Annotated in this window: 17 protein-coding genes and 1 pseudogene; 12 read left to right on the forward strand and 6 right to left on the reverse strand. The window is 66.3% G+C overall.

Features of this window, described 5'->3' with window-relative positions; translation table 11 throughout:
* Window positions 1-158: 158 nt before the first annotated feature.
* Complete coding sequence (locus tag ASF61_RS04565; protein ID WP_056151685.1) at window positions 159-803, forward strand: hypothetical protein; 645 nt, start codon at window positions 159-161, stop codon at window positions 801-803.
* 131 nt (window positions 804-934) lie between these two features.
* On the opposite strand, the gene ASF61_RS04570 is transcribed toward ASF61_RS04565, so the two are convergent.
* The 4 genes from ASF61_RS04570 to ASF61_RS04585 form a co-directional block, all read right to left on the reverse strand.
* The gene (locus ASF61_RS04570; protein ID WP_056151688.1) at window positions 935-2,260 is read right to left on the reverse strand and encodes a cytochrome c; all 1,326 of its coding nucleotides are present in this window, start codon (window positions 2,258-2,260) and stop codon (window positions 935-937) included.
* 100 nt (window positions 2,261-2,360) lie between these two features.
* Window positions 2,361-3,095: a cytochrome C gene (locus ASF61_RS04575; RefSeq protein WP_082491205.1), complete on the reverse strand. Its 735-nt coding sequence runs from the start codon at window positions 3,093-3,095 to the stop codon at window positions 2,361-2,363.
* 102 nt (window positions 3,096-3,197) lie between these two features.
* Window positions 3,198-3,806 carry a 3'-5' exonuclease gene (locus tag ASF61_RS04580; RefSeq protein ID WP_082491226.1) on the reverse strand — a complete coding sequence of 203 codons (609 nt, stop codon included), beginning with the start codon at window positions 3,804-3,806 and terminating at the stop codon, window positions 3,198-3,200.
* Window positions 3,807-3,913: 107 nt separating this feature from the next.
* Window positions 3,914-4,426 (reverse strand): ProQ/FINO family protein, encoded by a 513-nt coding sequence (locus ASF61_RS04585; protein ID WP_056151691.1) that lies wholly within the window; start codon window positions 4,424-4,426, stop codon window positions 3,914-3,916.
* A gap of 410 nt (window positions 4,427-4,836) precedes the next feature.
* On the opposite strand from ASF61_RS04585, the gene rpoD reads away from it, so the two are divergent.
* The 6 genes from rpoD to ASF61_RS04615 all read left to right on the forward strand — a co-directional run bounded on the left by rpoD (window position 4,837) and on the right by ASF61_RS04615 (window position 11,512).
* Window positions 4,837-7,332, forward strand: a complete 2,496-nt coding sequence (gene rpoD / locus ASF61_RS04590; protein WP_056151693.1) for an RNA polymerase sigma factor RpoD — start codon at window positions 4,837-4,839, stop codon at window positions 7,330-7,332.
* Between the two features lie 132 nt (window positions 7,333-7,464).
* Window positions 7,465-8,697, forward strand: a complete 1,233-nt coding sequence (locus ASF61_RS04595; RefSeq protein WP_229205710.1) for a sorbosone dehydrogenase family protein — start codon at window positions 7,465-7,467, stop codon at window positions 8,695-8,697.
* On the forward strand, window positions 8,694-9,191 hold the full coding sequence (locus ASF61_RS04600) for a GNAT family N-acetyltransferase (RefSeq protein WP_156369452.1): 498 nt from the start codon (window positions 8,694-8,696) through the stop codon (window positions 9,189-9,191). Before ASF61_RS04595 ends, ASF61_RS04600 begins: the two co-directional genes overlap by 4 nt.
* A gap of 54 nt (window positions 9,192-9,245) precedes the next feature.
* Window positions 9,246-9,458 (forward strand): ParD-like family protein, encoded by a 213-nt coding sequence (locus ASF61_RS04605; protein ID WP_056151699.1) that lies wholly within the window; start codon window positions 9,246-9,248, stop codon window positions 9,456-9,458.
* Window positions 9,455-10,216 carry a type I methionyl aminopeptidase gene (gene map, locus ASF61_RS04610; protein ID WP_056151701.1) on the forward strand — a complete coding sequence of 254 codons (762 nt, stop codon included), beginning with the start codon at window positions 9,455-9,457 and terminating at the stop codon, window positions 10,214-10,216. Before ASF61_RS04605 ends, map begins: the two co-directional genes overlap by 4 nt.
* Window positions 10,217-10,270: 54 nt before the next feature.
* Entirely contained in the window at window positions 10,271-11,512 is a 1,242-nt protein-coding gene (locus tag ASF61_RS04615; RefSeq protein ID WP_082491206.1) for a GAF domain-containing sensor histidine kinase, read from the forward strand.
* A 27-nt stretch (window positions 11,513-11,539) separates the two neighbouring features.
* Here the strand turns inward: ASF61_RS04615 and ppc are convergent, their stop codons facing one another.
* Complete coding sequence (ppc, locus tag ASF61_RS04620; RefSeq protein ID WP_056151706.1) at window positions 11,540-14,383, reverse strand: phosphoenolpyruvate carboxylase; 2,844 nt, start codon at window positions 14,381-14,383, stop codon at window positions 11,540-11,542.
* 163 nt (window positions 14,384-14,546) lie between these two features.
* Here ppc and hemC point away from each other — a divergent pair.
* The 5 genes and pseudogenes from hemC to ppa all read left to right on the forward strand — a co-directional run.
* Window positions 14,547-15,509, forward strand: a pseudogene (gene hemC / locus ASF61_RS04625) (hydroxymethylbilane synthase); the annotation flags it as partial.
* A 347-nt stretch (window positions 15,510-15,856) separates the two neighbouring features.
* Complete coding sequence (locus ASF61_RS04630; RefSeq protein WP_056151708.1) at window positions 15,857-16,747, forward strand: uroporphyrinogen-III synthase; 891 nt, start codon at window positions 15,857-15,859, stop codon at window positions 16,745-16,747.
* Window positions 16,744-17,958, forward strand: a complete 1,215-nt coding sequence (locus ASF61_RS04635; protein WP_056151712.1) for a uroporphyrinogen-III C-methyltransferase — start codon at window positions 16,744-16,746, stop codon at window positions 17,956-17,958. The genes ASF61_RS04630 and ASF61_RS04635 overlap by 4 nt, the downstream gene beginning before the upstream one ends.
* 1 nt (window position 17,959) lies before the next feature.
* Window positions 17,960-19,156, forward strand: coding sequence for a heme biosynthesis protein HemY (locus ASF61_RS04640; protein ID WP_082491207.1), 1,197 nt, complete (start codon window positions 17,960-17,962; stop codon window positions 19,154-19,156).
* 119 nt (window positions 19,157-19,275) lie between these two features.
* Window positions 19,276-19,812 (forward strand): inorganic diphosphatase, encoded by a 537-nt coding sequence (gene ppa / locus ASF61_RS04645; RefSeq protein ID WP_056151715.1) that lies wholly within the window; start codon window positions 19,276-19,278, stop codon window positions 19,810-19,812.
* Window positions 19,813-19,913: 101 nt separating this feature from the next.
* Here ppa and ASF61_RS04650 read toward each other — a convergent pair whose 3' ends face one another.
* Entirely contained in the window at window positions 19,914-20,516 is a 603-nt protein-coding gene (locus ASF61_RS04650) for a Crp/Fnr family transcriptional regulator (protein WP_056152205.1), read from the reverse strand.
* Between the last annotated feature and the right edge of the window lie 94 nt (window positions 20,517-20,610).

Here is a 20,610-nt window from a genome sequence, read left to right on the forward strand (position 1 = left end):
CGCTGCGGCGCTGTGCGCCACAGCGGCTTGCGACAAGCTGCACTGGCGGGGGGCTGAAATGCAGTCTGGCGCGACCGGAAGCAGCCGCCTCGGCAGCGTCACCAGGTCCGCATGCGGTATCATGCCGGTTTGCAGACCGGCCACGCCGCACCAACATCATGCTCATCATCACTATCAAACAAGGCAAGGAGAAATCCTTGCTTGCCGGCGACCCCTGGATTTATCCCACCGCGATCGACAAGGTCGACGGCAAACCGCAGGAGAAGGCGAAACCAGGCGCCACGGCCATTGTCCAGAGTTCGTCGCGCCAGTTCATCGGCCGTGCTGCGTACAACGCGAAGTCGCAGATCCGCGCCCGCATGTGGAGTTACAGGGAGGACGAGCCGGTCGATCACGCCATGATGAAACGCCGCATCAAGGCTGCCATCGCCAAGCGCGCCGACAGCGTGCGCGCGGCCGATCCGCAGGCGCTGGTGCCGGTGGTGCTGGGCGAAGAAGACGGCTTGTCCGGCCTCATCGTGCATAGCTGGGGCGGAGTGGAAGGCTACCTGATTTGCCAGTTCCAGTCGGGCGGTGTCGATGCCTGGAAAATCCCGATCGTTCAGGCATTATTGGCCGAGACCGGCTGCCCCAATGTGTACGAGCGTTGCGACGAGCTGATCCGCAAAGGCGAGGGTTTGCCGCTGATCCAGCGCGAGCTCGCTGGCGAAGCGCCGCCGGACCACGTGCTGGTGGTCGATGGCAAGGAACGCTACAGCATGGACTTGCGCACCGGTTTCCGTTATCCCAAGCTGCGCAGTTAAGGTCCCCTTGAGGCAACTGCACCAGGCAACCCGGCCGGCGCCTGCTCCGGTCGAGCGGCGCCGCCCGGTTGCCACTGCCTCCGCACCCGCCGGCGCCCGAATGTACCGCCATCTAACGCCAGCCGGACCGCTCACTGGTCGAGCGGCACCGCCCGATATCGGTTGACCTCGGTTGCCGTGACCGGCGCGCCATGGTTGCCCCAGGCGCTGCGCAGGTAAGACAGCAGTTGCGCCACTTCCGTGTCGCTCAGCACGGGACCGAACGGCGGCATGCCGTAAGGGCGCGGATTGCCTGCCGTTGAGGGCGCGAAGCCGCCGTTGAGCACAATCCGGATGCTGTTGACCGTTGCTGCATGATCGAGCGAGCCGCTCAGTGCGCGGTTGCCTGCCAGCGGCGGATAAGCAGGTGCCTGTCCCGCGCCATTATCGCCATGGCAGGTCGCGCAGTGCCGGTCGTAGAGCCGGCTTCCGGCAGCCAGGAATGCCTGCGCCTGGGTACCCGTGTCGCGCTGGTGGGGCGGCGGTGCGGCGGCGGCGGGCAGGCTGCGCAGGTACAGCGCCATCGCACCGATATCGGCATCGTCCAGGTGTTGCAGGCTGGCGCGCACCACCTCCGCCATGGGGCCGGAGGCGACGGTCGGCGTCGCGACCCCGGTTTTCAGCAGGGCTGCCAGATCGTGCTGCGACCAGGCCGGCGCGCCGGCGCCAGGCCCGAAGGTCAGCGCCGGCGCGTACCAGCCCAGGCCCTCGAGCATGCCGCCAGATAAACGATCGCTTTCCGCACCCAGCCAGTTGCGCGGACTATGGCAGGCGCTGCAATGTCCGAGGCCTTGCACCAGGTAGGCGCCGCGGTTCCAGGCCAGCGTCTGCGCCGTATCGACCCGGTACTCGGCAGGGCGGAAATACAGCAGGCGCCAGGCCGCCAGCGCCCATTGCTGGTTGTACGGGAAGCGCAGGCGGTGCGGCAGATTGGGCTGGCGCACGGCCGGCACCGAACGCAGCCAGGCATACAGGGCATCGGCGTCGTCGCGCGTGATACGGGTGTAACTGGTGTAGGGAAAGGCAGGGTAGAGCAGGCGGCCATCTTTTCCCTTGCCGTGATGCAGTGCGCGCCAGAACTCGTCGGCACTCCAGCTGCCGATGCCGGTGGCCAGGTCGGGCGTGATGTTCGGTGTCACCAGCTCCCCGAACGCGGTCCGGATGATGCGTCCGCCGGCATTCGGGGCGCCGCCGCGCACCGTGTGGCACGCCATGCAGTCGCCGGCCCGCGCCAGGTAGGCGCCCCGTTCGCGCAGGGCGTCGCGCTGCCCCGGTCCCGGAAACGCGAGAACACGCGACGCGCTGGCATCGTCACCGGCTGCGGGCAGTCCACCGGCAAAGATCAGCGCCCCCAGCATGATCGTCAAGGCGATCAGCATGGCAACCGCGGCGTAGAAAACACGGGCGCGCCTGCTCATGGCACGCGCAACAGGAAGAACCCGACCGACGCCGGCAGGCAGCCGGGCAGCGCAGCGACCGCAGACACCGGCCGTTCCTGCGTCATCGAACCATACTTCCTCATGGCACGGCCTTGCCCGCCAGCGCGCTGCAGGGCAGCGGCAAAGGCGACGCTGTGGCAGCAGCAGGACGTGCGCCGGGAGCGGGCGGCTGGCGGCTGAGCCAGGCCGACACGGCCGCGATATCGTCGCTTGCCAGGCGTGCGGCGATGGTGGCCATGCAGTCGGGCGCGGCGGCATGGCGCGTGCCGCTGCGCCAGGCGCCGAACTGGGCGTTGATATAGTCGGCAGGCAGACCCAGCAGCCCCGGAATGTCGGGTGCCACGCCGCTCAGCGCCTGGCCATGGCAGCGGACGCACGCGGGAATCTGGCGGCGCGCATCGCCTGCGCGCACCAGCTGTTCGCCGCGGGCGAGGGCCGCTGCAGTGATACCGGAGCCGCTGCCGCTGCCGTTGCCGCCCGAGGCCGGCGGATAGGCCGGGTGTTGCGCGGCGAAGTAGGCGGCGATTTCGCGCAGATAGTCGTCCGACAGCTGTCCGACCATGTACCGCATCATCGGGTAATGACGGCGGCCGTCACGGAAATTGATGAGCTGGTTGTACAGGTAGCCGGCCGGCTTGCCGGCAATGCGCGGAAAGTAGGCGTCGCGGCGCTCTTGCACCGCGTGGCAGGCGATGCAGGCGGCCACGCGCTGCTGCAAGGTGTCGGGCGGCGCGCACCACGCGGGCGTGCAGGCGCCCAGCAACAGGCTGGCGCTGGCCAGGGCGCAGCGTATCAGCGCAACGGTATCGGTCACCGGATCTCCTCCAGATAGTAGCCTTCGAGCGAGGCTGCCGGGTCAGGATATACCGATGTTGCTAAAAAATATAGGGAAGAATGCGGCGCCGGCGGTCGTCGGTCAGCTGCCCGCTGCCGGCTTCGCCGGGCGTGGCAGCTTGACGGCTTTCATCGGCTTGAGCTGGCCGCCCGTCAGCAGCCACTGGCGGTACACGCGCAGCGCCACCTGGGCGTCGTCGGCCGCGTACAGCAACTGGCTGCTGTTCAGGCGCGGCAGCGACCAGTTGGTCGTGGAGATCTTTTTGGATTTCTGCAGCTTCTGGCCGAAGAACTTGGCCACCGCGGTCTTGGCGCCGAGGTCGTTGCGCTGGCCCGGTGTGCGCAGCGCTACCGACAGATCGACGATGCCGCCGGCGCGGATGGCCAGCTTGGCGTACAGCCGCTTGACGTCGTCGGACAGGCCGAAGCCGACCTTGAGCGGCGCGGCCGGCTCCAGGATGGCCTGCAGGGTGGCGAGGGTGGCCTCGTCGGTACGGCTGCCGATCTGGAACAGGTAGGCCTTGCTATCGGTAGCGAACTGGATCAGGTGCGGACCGGTGGAGGCTTCGCCCTTGGTGAACGTCGGTTTCGATTCGGTGTCGAAACCGATCGCGTCGCAGGCCAGCAGTGCATCGCGCGCTGCCAGCGCCTGCTCTGGCGTCTTCACCAGCAGCACGTCCTCGAGCAGCAGGCCGCTGTAAGGCGGCAGTTGTGCCTCGTTAGCAGCAACCGCAGCATTAACAGCAGCAGCATCAATCAAGCGTGGTGCGCGCAGCGACACGTTCAAGGGAGGGAACCTTATTTGCGCGAGAATTTCGCGGTCAGCTGGTTGAGCTTGTCGGCGCGGACGCGGGCGGCCTCTTCGGCAGCGGCAGCTTCGCGCTCGGCTTTCTTGCGGTCGGCTTCCTTCTTGAAGCGCTCCTGCAATACCTGGGTGGCATGGGCGCGGTGGGTGTCGGTGACTTCGGCGCCGGGCGTGCCGTCGAGATCGTGACGGACCTTGGCTTTTTCCATGACCTTCAGGTAGCGCAGCGAACCGGTGTGGATGCCCAGCGCGGTACGCATGATTTTGCGGTTCAGGTCGGGCATGACCGCCAGGATCTGCTTGTCGATGCCGATGGACAGCGGCAAAAAGTCGCGGAAGGCCGGGAACTGGGTTTGCAATTGCTTGAGCAGGCTGCGCGGCGTCATGTCGGCTGCGGCTGCGGCAGGCGCAGCAGCGACAGGATCGGCAACCTGGGCGCTGGTGTTGGCAACGTTGGTAGCGTCCGCTTCGATGGCCGCAGGAGGAGTGGTAAGGCTAGTGTTCATCGACTTCAAAGGTTAAGCAACAGGCGTCATCGTATCATGCGGCCCTGCGGAATGGCGTGCCTTTTCGACCAGCGTGACTTTTTGTTCAGCTGGTGCGCAAGCCAATATTGCCGCTGTCAGGTGCGTCCGGCGGCAAAAATGTGTATAATGTCCGACTCACCAGCGCAACAGGCTGCGATTGGTAAGGCTGCCAGCAGTTGTCGGCAGCCGGGAAGTAGCAGCGAGCAGTATCAGAAACACACGCTAAACATGAGCTAAAAACAAGCCCGTAGTTCCCAGCGGGCTTTTTTTATTCCGCAGGATCATCGTCAGCTAAATTACAACATTCCAACCATGCGTCCCGCTCAGTGCGGCTGGCGCGGGCCATGGCTTGTGTAATCCGCCGGCGGCTTCGCATTGAGAGATTTTTAATGACAAAAACGCCGAAAACTTTAACGCTGTCCGTCAAGGCTGCCCGTACCAGCTCTGCACCGCTGGTCGTGCCGAAGACGACTCTATCTTATGTCATCGACAATGCGCAAGAGGCAGCGAGCAAAGTAACGGTAGTCAAGAAGAAAACCCGTCTGAGTGCCGCAGCGGTCGAGCCGGTCGCCACCATGTCCGCAGCTGCCGACACCGATGCGCCGGCGCGCACGGCCAAGCTGGCGCGCAAGCCCGGCGACGTGGCCGAGGCGGCCGACAAGGCCGATAAAGCGGCCGCTACCGCAGCGCCGGTGGTGCGCACCGCGCCGAAATCGAAGCTGGTCAAGGCCGTCAAGGAACCGGCGCCGGTCGTCATCGCCACCGGCGGCACGACCGTCAGCCAGGTGACCGACGCCGCCACGCTGGCCTCAATCGATACCTCCGGCTATTTGCTGCCGAGCGTCAAGGTGCCAGGCCGCCGTGGCCGCAAGCCGTCCGAATTTACGCCGGAAAACGACGAAGTCGCAGCGCTGAACGCGGTCGAACGCGCCGAACTGAAAGCGGTCTCGAAGGCGCGCGAGCGCAAGGCCAAGGGCGGGGCCGAGCTGCTCGGTCTCGATTCCAAGAGCACGGCCGAAGAGCTCGAGCGCCGTCGCGCCCAGATCAAGAACCTGATCAACATGGGCAAGGAGCGCGGCTTCCTCACCTATGCCGAGATCAACGACCAGCTGCCGGAAAACATCATCGATCCCGAAGCGATCGAAGGCATCATCGCCACCTTCAACGACATGGGCATCGCGATCTACGAGCGCGCCCCGGACGCCGAATCGTTGTTGCTGAGCGACAGTGTCGCCACCGTCACCTCCGACGACGAGGTGGAAGCAGCTGCGGCGACCGCCCTGTCCACCGTCGATTCCGACTTCGGCCGCACCACCGACCCGGTCCGCATGTACATGCGCGAAATGGGCGCGGTGGCGCTGCTCACCCGCGAAGGCGAGATCGAGATCGCCAAGCGCATCGAAGGCGGCCTGAAAGACATGATCCAGGCCATCTCCGCCTGCCCGACCACGATCGCCGAAATCCTGGTCCTGGCCAGCAAGATCGACGCCGACGAAATGAAGGTCGATGACGTGGTGGACGGCTTTGTCGACCCCAACGAGTCGGCCCCGGCGCCGGTCGTGGCCGCGCCTGCCGCATCGGACGACGACGAGGAAGACGAGCTGGAAGTGGAAGAAGAGGAAGAGTCCGATGGCGCGGCCGCTGGCGGCGCTGCCGGTTTCTCCACCGAGCAACTGGCCCAGCTGAAAAAATCGGCGCTGGAAAAATTCGCCCACATCGAGAGCCAGTTCGAAAAAATGCGCAAGGCCAGCGGCGGCTACGGCTCCAAGGCTTACGTGGCGGCGCAGGAAGCGATCTCGGCCGAGCTGCTCGGCATCCGCTTCACCGCCAAGGTCGTCGAAAAGCTGTGCGACACCCTGCGCGGCCAGATGGAAGAAGTGCGCTCGATCGAACGCGCGGTGCTGGACCTGTGCGTGAACCGCTGCGGCATGCCGCGCGCCCACTTCATCAAGGTCTTCCCGGGCAACGAAACCGACCTCGACTGGGTCGATGGCGAAGTCGATGCCGGCTACCCGTACAGCACCGTGCTGGGCCGCAATGTGCCGGCCGTGAAAGAGCTGCAAAAGAAGATGATCGACCTGCAGGTGCGCGTGGCGCTGCCGCTGGCCGACCTGCGCAAGATTAACAAGCAGATGGCTGCCGGCGAAAAACGCGCGCGCCAGGCCAAGCGCGAAATGACGGTCGCCAACTTGCGCCTGGTGATTTCGATCGCCAAGAAATACATCAACCGCGGCCTGCAGTTCCTCGACCTGATCCAGGAAGGCAATATCGGCCTGCTGAAGGCGGTGGACAAGTTCGAGTACCGCCGCGGCTACAAGTTCTCGACCTATGCCACCTGGTGGATCCGTCAGGCCATCACGCGGTCGATCGCCGACATGGCGCGCACCATCCGCGTGCCGGTGCACATGATCGAGACCATCAACAAGATGAACCGCATCTCGCGCCAGATCATGCAGGAAACCGGCAGCGAGCCGGACCTGGCCACGCTGGCGCTGAAGATGGAAATGCCGGAAAACAAGGTGCGCGAAATCATGAAGATCGCCAAGGAGCCGATCTCGATGGAAACGCCGATGGGCGAGGACGGCGATTCGCAGCTGGGCGACTTCATCGAGGACAACACCACGCTGGCGCCGCTGGACGCCGCGCTGCACGCCTCGATGCGCAACGTCATCAAGGAAGTGCTCGATTCGCTGACGCCGCGCGAAGCCAAGGTGCTGCGCATGCGCTACGGCGTGGAAATGTCGAACGACCACACGCTGGAAGAAGTGGGCAAGCAGTTCGACGTCACGCGCGAACGGATCCGCCAGATCGAAGCGAAGGCCATGAGCAAGCTGCGCCAGCCGTCGCGTTCGGACAAGCTGAAAACCTTCCTGACGCAAAACTAGCCACGGCGGCGGCAGTCGCGCGCCGCCGACCGGAAGTGCCGCCCGACCTGTTTGTCGGGCGGCATTTTTTTTGGGCCCTGCCAGCCGGAGCGTGGCGCCGCGAATGTTTGACTTTAAGCTACAATTGCTTGAATGAAAACATCCAATGCTCTCTCTCTCATGCGCCGCGCGGCGCTGGCAACGTTGTTGCTGGCAGGCGGCGCCCACGCCGCCGACACCTGCGGCGGCTTCAAGCGCCTCGATGTGACGACCCCGGACGGCCTGTGCGCAGCCGTGCTGGCTGACGGCTTCAAGTTTGCGCGCGGCATACAGCCGCTTGCCAATGGCGAACTGGTCGTGGCCGACATGCACAACTGGGAACCGAACCAGGGCAGCGTATGGCTGCTCAAGCCCGCCGCCGGCGGCCGGTACGATCGGGTCCTGCTGCTCAAGGGGCTGGACCGGCCGAACGGCATTGTGCTCGGTCCCGACGGTTTGCTGTACCTGGGCCTGGTCGGACGCATCGTGCGCTTCGATGTCCGAAACCCGCAAGCGACGCTGCGCGACATCATCGGCGGCAAGTCGGACGTGGCGCCGTTGCCCGGTAAAGGCCGTCACCTGCTGACCGCGATGCGCTTCGACGCGCGCGGCGACCTGTACGTGAATGTCGGATCGGCCACCGATCACTGCGAAGGCGAAAACGGTGCCGCGCCCGACCCCGGCCAGCCCTGCGCCGAAGCGGAAGGGCCGCAAGCGCTGGGCGTGATCCGCAAATACCGGCTGCTGTGGCCGATGGCGATGGTCAAAGGCTGGGAAGTCTGGGCCTCGGGCTTGCGCAACTCGATGGCGCTGGCGCTGCACCCGGCGACCGGCGAACTGTGGCAGGCCGACAATGGCCGCGACGCCATCCAGGCCGCCATGCCCGAGCTGGCCAACGATAACGACCTGCCGCACGACGAACTGAACCTGATCGAGCGCGGCGCCAACTACGGCTGGCCCTACTGTTACGACGCCAACGTGGCCAGCCCCGAGTATCCGCAGCGCGATTGCAGCGGCTACCGCGCGCCGGCCCGGCTGCTGCCGGCCCACGCGGCGCCGCTGGGCATGACCTTCTATACCGGCACACGCCTGCCCGCCATGTACCGCAACAGCCTGATCGTCGGCTACCACGGCTACCGCGCCCACGGTCACCGGCTGGTGGCTCTGCTGCCGGATAGCAAGGGCGCGCCGCTGGGCAAGTCGGTGGAACTGATCGGCAACTGGCAAAGCAAGCCGGGGCAGGGCATGGGCGCCCCGGTCGATGTCAAGCAGGGGCCGGACGGCAATATCTACCTGGTCGAGGACCGCACCGGGCGCGTGGTGCGGCTGCAGGTCGCGGCGCCATGAGCGCCGGGCCGGGCCTCGCGGTGCGCGCCGAGGATACGCAAACACCGGACGCGATGCTGCTGCTGGACGAGTTGTCGGAGCGGCTGAGCCAGATGACCGGCAGCAGCGGCAAGGCCTCTTTCGATGTCAACGATGTGCGCGGCGACCGTGCCTGCTTCGTGGTCGCGCGCGATACCGACGCCAAGCCGGTCGGCTGCGGCGCCTTGCGCCCGCTCACAGCCGACATCGCCGAACTCAAGCGCATGTATTCGCGCGGCACGCTGCCCGGCATCGGCGCCGCACTGCTGGCGCACCTGGAAGCGAAGGCGCAGCAGCTCGGTTACACGGCGCTGCGCCTGGAAACACGCGCCGTCAACGGCCGCGCCGTGGCGTTTTACGAACGACATGGTTATCGGCGCATCGCCAATTTCGGCCGGTACGCCGGGCGGCCGGAAGCGGTCTGTTTCGAAAAAAGCCTGACGACGAAGCACGACGAGTCCGATCAGCTCGTTTGACTGCGAATATATGGTTCGTATATTATCCGTATATTGACTATACGGAGAGTAACCATGGGCATTGTCAACATCGATGAAGAGCTGCACGACCAGTTGCGCAAGGCCAGTGCGGTCGGCTGCCGCTCCATCAATGCCCAGGCCACGTTCTGGATCAAGATGGGCATGCTGAGCGAAATGAATCCGACCCTGACCTTCAACGAGATCCTGACCCGCGAGCTGCGCACGGCCGGCGTCGAGGCCCAGGTATTCCGGGAGACGGCCACATGATCAAGCAGCCCGCGGAAGTCGCCCTGATGGCGGAGTCCGGCCGCCTGCTGGCCAGCGTGTTTGCCCATCTCGACCGGTTGAACCTGACCGGCATGTCCACCATGGCCGTCAACGACCTGGTCGAGACGTATATCGTCGAACAACTGCAGGCGCGCCCGGCCAGCAAGGGGCAGTACGATTACGCCTATGCGCTCAACGCCTCGCGCAACAGCGTGGTGTGCCACGGCGTGCCGTCCGCTACCGGGATCCTGCACGATGGCGACATCGTCAACTTCGACATCACGCTGGAAAAGAACGGTTTTATCGCCGATTCCAGCAAGACCTACCTGGTCGGCCAGGTGGCGGGCGCCGCCAGAAAGCTGGTGCAGGTCACGTACGAGGCGCTGTGGCACGGCATCCACGCGGTGCGCCCCGGCGCGCGCCTCGGCGACATCGGCCATGCCATCGAACGCCATGCGCGCCGTCACGGCTACACGGTGGTGCGCGAATACTGCGGCCACGGCATCGGCCGCGCAATGCACGAAGAGCCGCAGGTGCTGCATTACGGCAAACCGCATACGGGCCTGGTGCTGCGCGAGGGCATGGTGTTTACCATCGAGCCGATGATCAACCAGGGCCGCCGCGACGTGCACACCGAGGATGACGGCTGGACCGTCGTCACCAGCGACGGCAAGCTGTCGGCCCAGTTCGAACACACGGTGGCGGTGACCCGCCACGGCGTCCAGGTGCTGACGCTGCGGCCCGGCGAGCGCAGCTGACCGGCAGCGTGCGCTGCAATAGCGTCCCTTGCACTAGCGAACTCTGCAGTGCGCATGGCCTGGGCTAGAATGGCGGCATTCAACCAGGTTCAGAAGGACTATATGACGCGCGCCGTCGATCTCGATATCCAAGCCGTGCAGGCGCTGACGGCAGTTCCCACGATTATGCAGGTGATCGCCCACACGACCGGGCTGCGCTGGGTGTGTGTGTCGCGCGTGACGGAGCAGGCCTGGACCATGTGCGCGGTGCACGACCAGCTCGGTTTCGGACTGGCGCCCGGCGACGAGATCGAGATCGCCAACACGTTTTGCGACCAGGTCCGCCGCAGCAATGCCGGCGTGGTCATCGACCAGGCCGCAACCGACGTCACCTACTGCGACCATCCGATTCCCAAGATGTTCGGTTTCGAGAGCTATTTTTCGATCCCCGTGTACCGCAAGGACGGCGAATTCTTCGGCACCCTGTGCGGACTCGATCCGCGCCCGGCCAACCTCACGGCCGAGTCCACGCTGGCCATGCTCAAGCTGTTTGCCGAACTGCTGTCGAGCCAGATCGAGGCCGAGACCGTGCTGGCCGAGGCGGTGGCGGCGCTGGCCGAGGAGCGCGACATCGCCGAACTGCGCGAGCAGTTCATCGCCATCCTCGGCCACGACCTGCGCACGCCGCTGTCGTCGATCATGAGCGGCGCCGAGCTGATCGCGCACCTGACTGCCGACGAACGCATCCTGCGCGTGACGGCGCGCATGACGCGCAGCGGCCAGCGCATCGCCAGCCTGATTGACAGCATGATGGATTTCGCACGCAGCAAGATGGATGGCGCACTGGCCGCCCACCGCCAGTGGGAGCCGGCGCTCGGCGAGACGCTGGCGCACGTGGTGGCGGAGCTGCGCGTGGCCCATCCGGGGCGCGAGATCGTCACCGACATGGACATCGGCGCCGCCGTATTCTGCGATGCGCGGCGCGTGGCGCAGGTGGCCTCGAACCTGATCGTCAATGCGCTGCTGCACGGCAGCGACTCGGCGCCGGTGACCGTGCATGCAGCGATGACCGGCGGCGACTTCGTGCTGGCCGTCGGCAACGCCGGCACGCCGATCCCGCCGGCCGTGATCGAGCGGCTGTTCCAGCCGTTCTGGCGCGGCGAACGCTCCAAGCGCACCGACGGCCTGGGACTGGGCCTGTTCATCGCCTCCGAAATCGCCCGCGCCCACGACGGCAGCCTGACCGTGGAGTCGAACACGGCAGGCACCGTGTTCGCCCTGCACATCCCGGCCGGCTGCGCCGCCGTCACACACTGACCGCCCGCAGCGGTCAGCCTGCAGCGCTCACCCCGTATTGCGCAACCCCGCCGCCACGCCGTTGATCGACAGGTGGATGCCGCGGTGCACCCGTTCGTCGGTCTTCGCTTCGGTAGTCAGCGCGCGGTGGCGCTTGATCAGTTCAACCTGCAGGTGGTTGAGCGGATCGATGTAGGCGATGCGGTTCTGGATCGAGCGGGCCAGCAGCGGGTTGTTCACCAGCCGTTCCTCGGCGCCGGTGATGCGCTGCAGGATGGCCAGCGTGTTCGCATGCTCCTCGGTGATGCGCTTGAAGATGCGCTCGCGCAGCTCCCTGTCCGCGACCAGCTCGGCGTAGCGCGAGGCGATCGCCAGGTCGGTCTTGGCCAGCACCATGTCCATGTTCGACAGCAGGGTGGCGAAGAACGGCCATTCGCGCGCCATCACCTGCAGCTGCACCAGCCGCTGTTCCTGCTCCTGCTTGCCGCCGCCGTCGGCCACCCAGGCGCCGATGGCGCTGCCGAAGCCGTACCAGCCCGGCAGCAGCAGCCGGCACTGGCCCCACGAGAAGCCCCACGGAATGGCGCGCAGGTCTTCGATGCGCTTGGTCGACTTGCGCGACGCCGGGCGCGAACCGAGGTTCAGTTCCGCGATCTCGGCGATCGGCGTGGCGCTGAAGAAGTAGTCGGTGAAGCCCGGGGTCTCATAGACCAGGTTGCGGTAGGCCCTGTAGGCGCGGTCGGAAATTTCCGCCATCACCGCTTCGAATTGCTGCAGCTGTGCCACGTGCGCCGCGTCCGATGGCTGCGGCAGCAGGCTCGCTTCCAGCGTGGCGGCCACCAGCAGCTCGAGGTTGCGGCGGCCGATGTCCTTGTTCGAGAACTTCGAGGCGATGATTTCGCCCTGTTCAGTCAGGCGGATCTGGCCGTTGACGGTGCCGTGCGGCTGCGCCAGGATCGCTTCGTACGACGGACCGCCGCCGCGGCCGACCGTGCCACCGCGGCCGTGGAACAGGCGCAGCTTGACGCCGGCGTTGGCAAACACGGTCACCAGGCGGGTCTCGGCCTTGTACAGCTCCCAGGTCGAGGTGAGGAAGCCGCCGTCCTTGTTCGAGTCCGAGTAGCCGAGCATGACTTCCTGCAGCTGGCCCTGGCGGGCGATCAGCGCCTTCACCAGCGGGATCGCCATCACCGCTTCCATGATGCCGGCCGCGCGCTGCAGGTCCGGAATCGTTTCGAACAGCGGAATCACCATCAGGTCGAGCTCCTGCTCGTCCACGCGCAGCAAGCCCATTTCCTTTTGCAGCAGCATCACTTCCAGCAGGTCGGAGACGGTTTCGGTGTGCGAGATGATGTAGTTGCGGATCGCGCGCGCGCCGTAGCGGGCGCGGATCTCGCGCGCGGCGCGCAGCACGCCCAGCTCCGATTGCGTCTCGTCCGAGTAGGCGATGTACGGCGACGACAGCAGCCGTGCCTGCCCCAGTTCGGCCAGCAGCAGCGCCACCTTGGCGTCTTCGTCGAGCGCCGCGTAATCGGCTTCGGCGCCGGCCTTGGCGAACAGTTCGGTCAGCACGCGCTCGTGCACGTCCGACGACTGGCGCATGTCGAGCGACGCCAGGTGGAAGCCGAAGATGTCGGCCGCGCGCTTGAGCGTGGACAGGCGCGGGTGCACCAGCACCGCGCCGTGGTGGGCCTGCAGCGATTCGACCAGCACCTGCAGCTCGGCCGAAAATTCGGCGGCGTTGGCATAGGCCTCGGCGTGGCCCACTTCCTTGCGCAGGATATTGGTCGCGCCCAGTGCGCGCGCGGTGCTGGCCAGGCGCGCGTAGATGCCGATCAGGGCGCGGCGGTACGGTTCGTCGGCGCGGTGATCGGACGTGTCGGGCGACTGGTCGGCCAGCGCCTGCAGCGCCGGCGAGCAGCCGATCATCAGCGTGGAGATCGACAGCTCGGCGCCCAGCGTGTGCGCTTCCTCGAGATAGAAGTCGAGGATGGTGGTGGCCTGGCGCGTGAGCGCATGCTGCATGGTGCCGCCGTTGACGTTCGGATTGCCGTCGCGGTCGCCGCCGATCCAGCTGCCCATCTGCACATACGGTGCGTCGATTGTCTGGACCTCGGCCTGGCCGTAGTGGCTGGCGATGTCGCCTTCAATGTCGTCGTACAGGCCTGGCAGTTCGCGCAGGAAGGTAATCCGGTAGTACGAGAGCGCGTTTTCGATTTCGTCGGCCACTGTCAGCTTGGTGTAGCGCAGCATGCGGGTCTGCCACAGCGTGGCCACGCGCGCGCGCAGCAGGTGCAGGTTGGCGGCATCTTCTTTCGGCGTGAGCGGCTGGTCGCGCTGGGCCAGCAGGCGCGCGATATCGTGCTCGGCGTCGAGGATCGATTTGCGCTGGACCTCGGTCGGGTGGGCGGTCAGCACGGGGGCGATCAGGGCGTCCTGGAAGAAGCGCTGCACGGTGTCGCGGGCGACGCCGGCGTCCTTGAGCTTGGCCAGCGCGTAGCTGACGCTGCCTTTGTGGGCCGTCGAGCCGGCCAGCAGGTGGGCGCGGCGGCGGCGGATGTGGTGCTGGTCTTCGGCGATATTGGCCAGGTGCGAGAAGTACGAGAACGCGCGCACCACGGTGATGGTCTGTTCGCGCGTGAGGATCTTGAGCATGCCATCGAGTTCGTTGGCCGCTGCCGTGTCGTCCTCGCGGCGGAAGCGCACGGCGGTCTGGCGGATGGTTTCCACGACGGCGAAGACTTCTTCGCCCTCCTGGTCGCGCAGCACGTCGCCGAGCAGGCGGCCGAGCAGGCGGATGTCTTCTTTCAGTGGCGCGTCTTTGTCGGCGCCGGTTTGTTCGGGAATATTTTCAGCTTGGAAGTCGTCAGTTGCACTAAATTGGTTTGCCATGAGTTATGCCGCAAAGAAATAAAATGTCGGTGCAAAGGCGGGTGGCCCGGGTCTGCAAGAAGGTGAGCATGTTAAAATTTATGATCTTATTCATGCCCGCTTGACTGGTCTGCGCCGGTGGGCGGCAGTGCCAGTGAAAGAACAGGTTTTGAAAACATCCGAAGTGGTCCAGGTTGCGCCATCCAGATTGGTGATCGCCTCGCGCGAAAGCCGGCTCGCCATGTGGCAGGCCGAATATGTGCGCGAACGCTTGGCATTATTATATCCGCAGTGCGACGTGCAAATTATCGGAATGACGACGCGCGGCGATCAAATCCTCGACCGCACGCTGTCCAAGGTCGGCGGCAAAGGCCTGTTCGTCAAGGAGCTCGAAGTGGCGATGGCCGAAGGCCGTGCCGACCTGGCCGTGCACTGCCTCAAGGACATGCCGATGGAGCTGCCCGAAGGCTTCGTGATGGGCGCGGTGCTCGAGCGCGAAGACGCGCGCGACGCCTTTGTCTCGAACGACTACGCCACGCTGGCCGAGCTGCCGGACGGCGCCATCGTCGGCACCAGCAGCCTGCGCCGCCAGTCGCTGATCGCCGCCAGCTTCCCCGGCCTGATCGTCAAGCCGCTGCGCGGCAACCTCGATACGCGGCTGGCCAAGCTCGATCGCGGCGAGTATGCCGCCATCATCCTGGCCGCCGCCGGCCTCAAGCGGCTCGGACTGGCCCACCGCATCCGCTCGGTGCTCGACCCCGACACCAGCCTGCCGGCGCCGGGGCAGGGCACGCTGGCCATCGAAATTCCGCAGCGCGCCGCCGACGCCAGCGGCGTCGATCTGCTGGCGCTGCTGGCGCCGCTGCACCACGAAGACAGCGCGCTGGTGTCGATGGCCGAGCGCACCGTCTCGCGCGTGTTCGGCGGCAGCTGCCAGGTGCCGCTGGCATCGTACGCCACCATCGACGGCGACCAGATGCACCTGCGCGCCATGGTGGCCACGCCCGACGGCGCGCGCATGATCAGCGCCGAAGCGCGCGGCCCGGCAGTCGATGCCGCCGTGCTGGGCGCGCAGGTGGCGCAGCTGCTGGGCGAGCAGGGCGCGGTCGAGATCCTGGCGGCCTGCCTGAGCGAGGCGGCGCAGGCCGACGACGCCGCCCGCTCGGCCGAGCTGGCGGCCGATGCCAGAGCGGAAGCGAACACTGAAGCCAAGGCAGAAGCTAGCGCAGAAGCCAAGGCAGAAGCTGAGGCAGAAGCTAGCGCAGAAGCCAAGGCAGAAGCGAGGGCGCAAACGAGGGCGGGGGCAGCGTCGGAGCCAGCGGCGGCCAAAGCCCCGGACGAGGCGCCGGGTCCGGCCCGCAGCGGGCCGCACGGCCAGTGCGAAAGTCAGCCCCGCAGCCCGGCTCCAGGTCAGACGCCGGAGCAGGTTCCACCGCGGCCGGGAAGCGGCGCCTGAATGGCGTGCCCCGGGTCGATGCGGATGGAAAGCCATTGATGGCAGGCGCCGTCGTCATCACCCGTCCGCTGGCGCAGGCGCGCCCGCTGGCCGCGCGCGTGGCGGCGCTGGGCCTCGCGGTGGAAGTGCTGCCGCTGCTCGACATCACCCCGCTGCCAGAACCCACCGACCTGCTGGCCGCCATTGCCCGGCTTACTGCGCCGCAACCGCGATCGCAGTCGCCGTCACAGCCCGGGTCGAACCCACAGGCTGAGCCGCAAGCGCCAGTTCAGTCGCATCCGCAACCACCACCGCCGCCTTATTATCAGCTGGTGGCCTTCGTCTCGCCGAACGCCATCGATGCCGCGTTTCTGCACCTCAAAACCGTGCCGCCCGGCGTGACCTGGGCCGTGGTGGGGGAAGGCAGCCGGCTGGCGCTGGCGGCCCATGGCGTGGCAGCGCCTGGCGCGCACGTGGTCAGTCCGCGCGATACCGCCCGCAGCGATTCCGAACACCTGTTGCTGGCGCTCGATCTCGCCGCGCTGGCCGGCAAGCGCGCGCTGATCATCCGTGGCGATGGCGGGCGCGAACTGCTGGCCGACGGCCTGCGCGCAGCCGGCGTCCAGGTGGACGTGGTGTGCGCGTACCGGCGTGCGCCGCCCGTGCTGACGCCGGCGCTGGCGGCCACGCTGCGCCGCCTGCTCGGCAGCGACAATCACTGGATCATCACCAGCTCCGAAGCGCTGCGCGGCCTGTGCGCACTGCTGGCCGAACTCGATGCGCGCGCACCGGCGGACGGACGCTCGTGGGTTGTATCAATGCAACAACAGCATTTAATCGTGCCGCACGCCCGGATCGCGGAGACCGCGCATAATCTCGGCTTTTGCCGGACCACCCTCACCGGATCAGGCGACGAACGCCTGCTGGCCGCGCTACAATCACTGCTATGAACGAACTGCCTACCTTACCCGATCCCGCCATCGCTGGAGCCTCCGATGCCGCCGGCCCCGCAGGATCCGAGCATTCGGCAATTCCGCCGCAGCCAACCCCGCCGCCGCATGCGCCGTCCTCCGGGGCGACCGTGCTCGCCACGCTGCAGCAGCCCAGGGTGCTGCTGGCGGGCGTGGCGGTGCTGGCGCTGCTGCTGGTCGGCGAAACCTGGTCGTCGCACAGCCAGTTGCGCAAGCTGCGCCAGGAAATGGCGCTGCGCCTGCAAAAGGGCGACGCCATCAACGGCGAAACCAGCAACCTGGCGCGCCAGGTGCAGGAGGCCAGCCGCGAGCTGCAGACCAAGGTCAATGTGCTGGAAAGCCGGCAGCAGGAATCGCAGAGCCAGCAACTGGCGCTCGAACAGATGTACCAGGATTTGTCGAAGAACCGCGACGAATGGGCGCTGACCGAGATCGAACAGGTGCTGTCCACCGCCAGCCAGCAGCTGCAGCTGGCCGGCAACGTGCCCGGCGCGCTGATCGCGCTGCAAAACGCCGACCGCAGCCTGTCGCGGTCCGACAAGCCGCAGTTCATCACCATACGCCGCGCGATCGCCAGGGACACCGAAAAACTCAAGGCGCTGCCCAATGTCGATTCGGTCGGCCTGGCTCTGCGGCTCGACAACGTGATCGCCCAGGTCGATACGCTGCCGATGCTGTCCGACGAAAAGCCCACGCTGCCGGCCCAGCCCCAGCCCCAGTACAAGACCAGGGCAGGCAAGCCCGTATTCGACAAGAACGGCAAGCCGCTGCCTGGCGCTGCTGCCGTTGCCGAACCCGAATCGACGTCCTGGCTGCAGTCGCTGCGCGGCGCGTGGACCGGCTGGAGCGGCGAGATGTGGGCCGACGTGCGCCAGCTGATCCGCGTGCGCAGCGTCGAGCGTCCCGATGCGCTGATGGTGGCGCCGTCGCAGGCCTATTTCCTGCGCGAGAACCTCAAGCTGCGCCTGCTCAACGCGCGCATGGCGCTGTTGTCGCGCAACGAGGCAGCGTTCCGCGCCGACCTGGCGGCCGCCCAGGAGGCGCTGGTCAAATACTACGACACCCGCGCCCGCGCCACCCAGGTCGTGCAGGCCCTGCTGCGCCAGGTCCAGGGCAGCAACCTGTCGATCGACATGCCCACCTTGTCCGACAGCCTGAACGCGGTGCGCAATTACAAGGCGAAGTCCTAGCATGCGCATCTTTATCTGGATCGTGACCCTGATGGCTGCCGCCATCGGTATCGCCGTGACGGCCCGCTTCAACCCGGGCAACGTGGTGCTGTTCTACCCGCCGCACCGCATCGACCTGTCGCTCAACCTGTTCTGCGTGCTGCTGGCGGTGCTGTTCGTGCTGCTGTACCTGGTGATCCGCGCGGTGCGCGCCACCGTCAAGATGCCGCGCAAGGTCGCTGCCTACCGCCAGCAAAAGCGCGAGCGCGATGGCAACAAGGGCTTGCGCGAAGCGTTGAAGGCGCTGTTCGAGGGCCGTTTCGGCCATGCCGAAAAAGCCGCGCTGCGGGCATCGGAACTGCCGGAAAACGCCGGCGTGGCGGCCCTGATCGGCGCGCGCGCCGCGCACCGCATGCGCCAGTCCGCGCGCCGCGACCAGTGGCTGGCGCGCCTGCACGACGATCCCACCATGAAGACGGCCCGACTGATGACCCTGACCGAGCTGCTGGTGGACGATCATCAGCCCGAGGCCGCGCTGGCCGCCGTGCGCGAACTCAACGCCAGCGGCACGCGCCACATCCACGCGCTGCAGTGGTCGCTCAAGGCCCAGCAGCAGGCCAAGAACTGGCCCGAGGTGCTGCGCCTGGTGCGTTCGCTCGACAAGCACCGGGCGCTGCATCCGGCGCTGTCGTCGCGGCTGCGCGAACTGGCCTACGACGACCTGCTCAGCGACAAGAGCCACGACGCCGAGTCCTTGCTGCGGGTATGGTCCACCGTGCCCAACGCCGACCGCATCAAGCCCTACATTGCCTGCCGCGCCGCCACCGCCCTCAATGCGCGCGGCCTGCACGACGAGGCGCGCCTGGTGGCCGAAGAATCGCTGAACGCCGACTGGGACGACCGCGTGGTGCGCACCTACCGCGAAGCGGCCGCTCCGGCCGGCTCGAACGCGCTGCTCACCCAGATCAACCACTGCGAACGCTGGCTGCAGAGCCGTCCGACCGACGCCGAACTGGCGCTCACGCTCGGTTCGCTGTGCCTGAAGCAGAAATTATGGGGCAAGGCGCAGCGCCACCTGGAACAGGCGCTGTCCGATGCGGCCGACCCGCGCATGGTGCGCGAATCGCACCTGAAGCTGGCGCAGTTGCACGAAGCGCTGCAACAGCCGGAGGAGGCGGCCAGCCACTACCGCCAGTGCGCGCTGGCGACGGTGCTGTAGGGCGCCGCGGTGGACTGCGCTGCACCGTACAAGCCGCCTGTACTTCGGCCTGTACTTCGCTATAATGACGCGGTTAATCAATTGTCAGCATCTACCTGCATCACTAACAAGGAAAACCCATGAGCTTGAACAAAGTGCCTTCGGGCCGCGACGTCCCCAACGACTTCAACGTGATCATCGAAATCCCGATGAACGCCGATCCGATCAAGTACGAAGTCGACAAGGATTCCGGCGCGATTTTCGTGGACCGCTTCATGGGCACCGCCATGCACTACCCGTGCAACTACGGCTACGTACCGAACACCCTGTCCGACGACGGCGATCCGGTGGACGTGCTGGTGATTACCCCGTTCCCGCTGATCCCTGGCGTGGTCGTGCGCTGCCGTCCTATCGGCGTGCTGAAAATGACCGACGAGTCGGGTGAAGACGCCAAGGTGCTGGCCGTGCCGGTCGATAAGGTACTGTCGATCTACAGCCACTGGCAAAAGCCGGAAGACCTGAACGAACTGCGCCTGCGCCAGATCCAGCACTTCTTCGAGCATTACAAGGACCTGGAAAAAGGCAAATGGGTCAAGATCGACGGCTGGTATGGCGTGGAAGACGCCAAGAAAGAAATCCTGAACGGCGTGGCGTCGTACAACAAGGCTGCCGGCTGATCGGTCAGCGACATGTCAAAAAGCCCGGCTGCGCAGCCGGGCTTTTTTATTGCGGGACGCGTATCAGTGGGGAACCCGGGTCCGCGCCGGCGGCTCGCTGATCACGCCGCTGCCTGCGTTGCCGCGCCAGCCAGTTCGGCCTCCGCTTCACGGCGCAGGCGCGACATGTACTGCGGCGTGATGCCGAGGTAGGAGGCGATGGCGCGCTGCGAGATCCGTGCTTCGAGCCCCGGGTATTCTTCGCGGAACGCTGCCAGCCGCTCCTGGGCCGAGCTTTCGCCGGACGAGTAGGCGCGCTGGGCCAGGTTGTGCATGCCGTGCATGGCCACGTGCAGATGGTAGTGCTGCATGACCTCGCTCTGCGCGCGCATGGCGCTGGCCTGCAGCCAGTCCAGCGTGAAGCCGTGGATCGTGGTTTCCGCCACCAGGAACTGCACCGCCGGCTGGCCCGTCTCGCCGGCGATCAGGTCGGTCAGGGTGGTGGCCGATTCGCCCTCGCGATAAAAGCGCAGGGTCATTTCCTCGCCGTCGCGGTTGAAGAAGCCGCTGCGCGCCACGCCGCTGGCCAGCCAGTGCACCTGGGTGGCCACCACGCCGGCGCGCTGCAGAAAATCGCCCTTGCGCACGTGGAACGGCTGGGCGATCGCCGCCAGCTGCTCGGTCACGGTGGTATATGCCGCATCGGTGACGCCCAGACGTTTCATCGTGGCGGCCTTGAAGCGGTTCCGTTGTTTTATAAAATCTGCATTCATTGTTTTACGTCACAAGTTGTGACGAAACCGTCAACGGGCATAGAGT

The sequence above is a fragment of the Duganella sp. Leaf126 genome (genome assembly GCF_001423125.1).
In the GTDB taxonomy this organism is placed as follows: domain Bacteria; phylum Pseudomonadota; class Gammaproteobacteria; order Burkholderiales; family Burkholderiaceae_D; genus Rugamonas.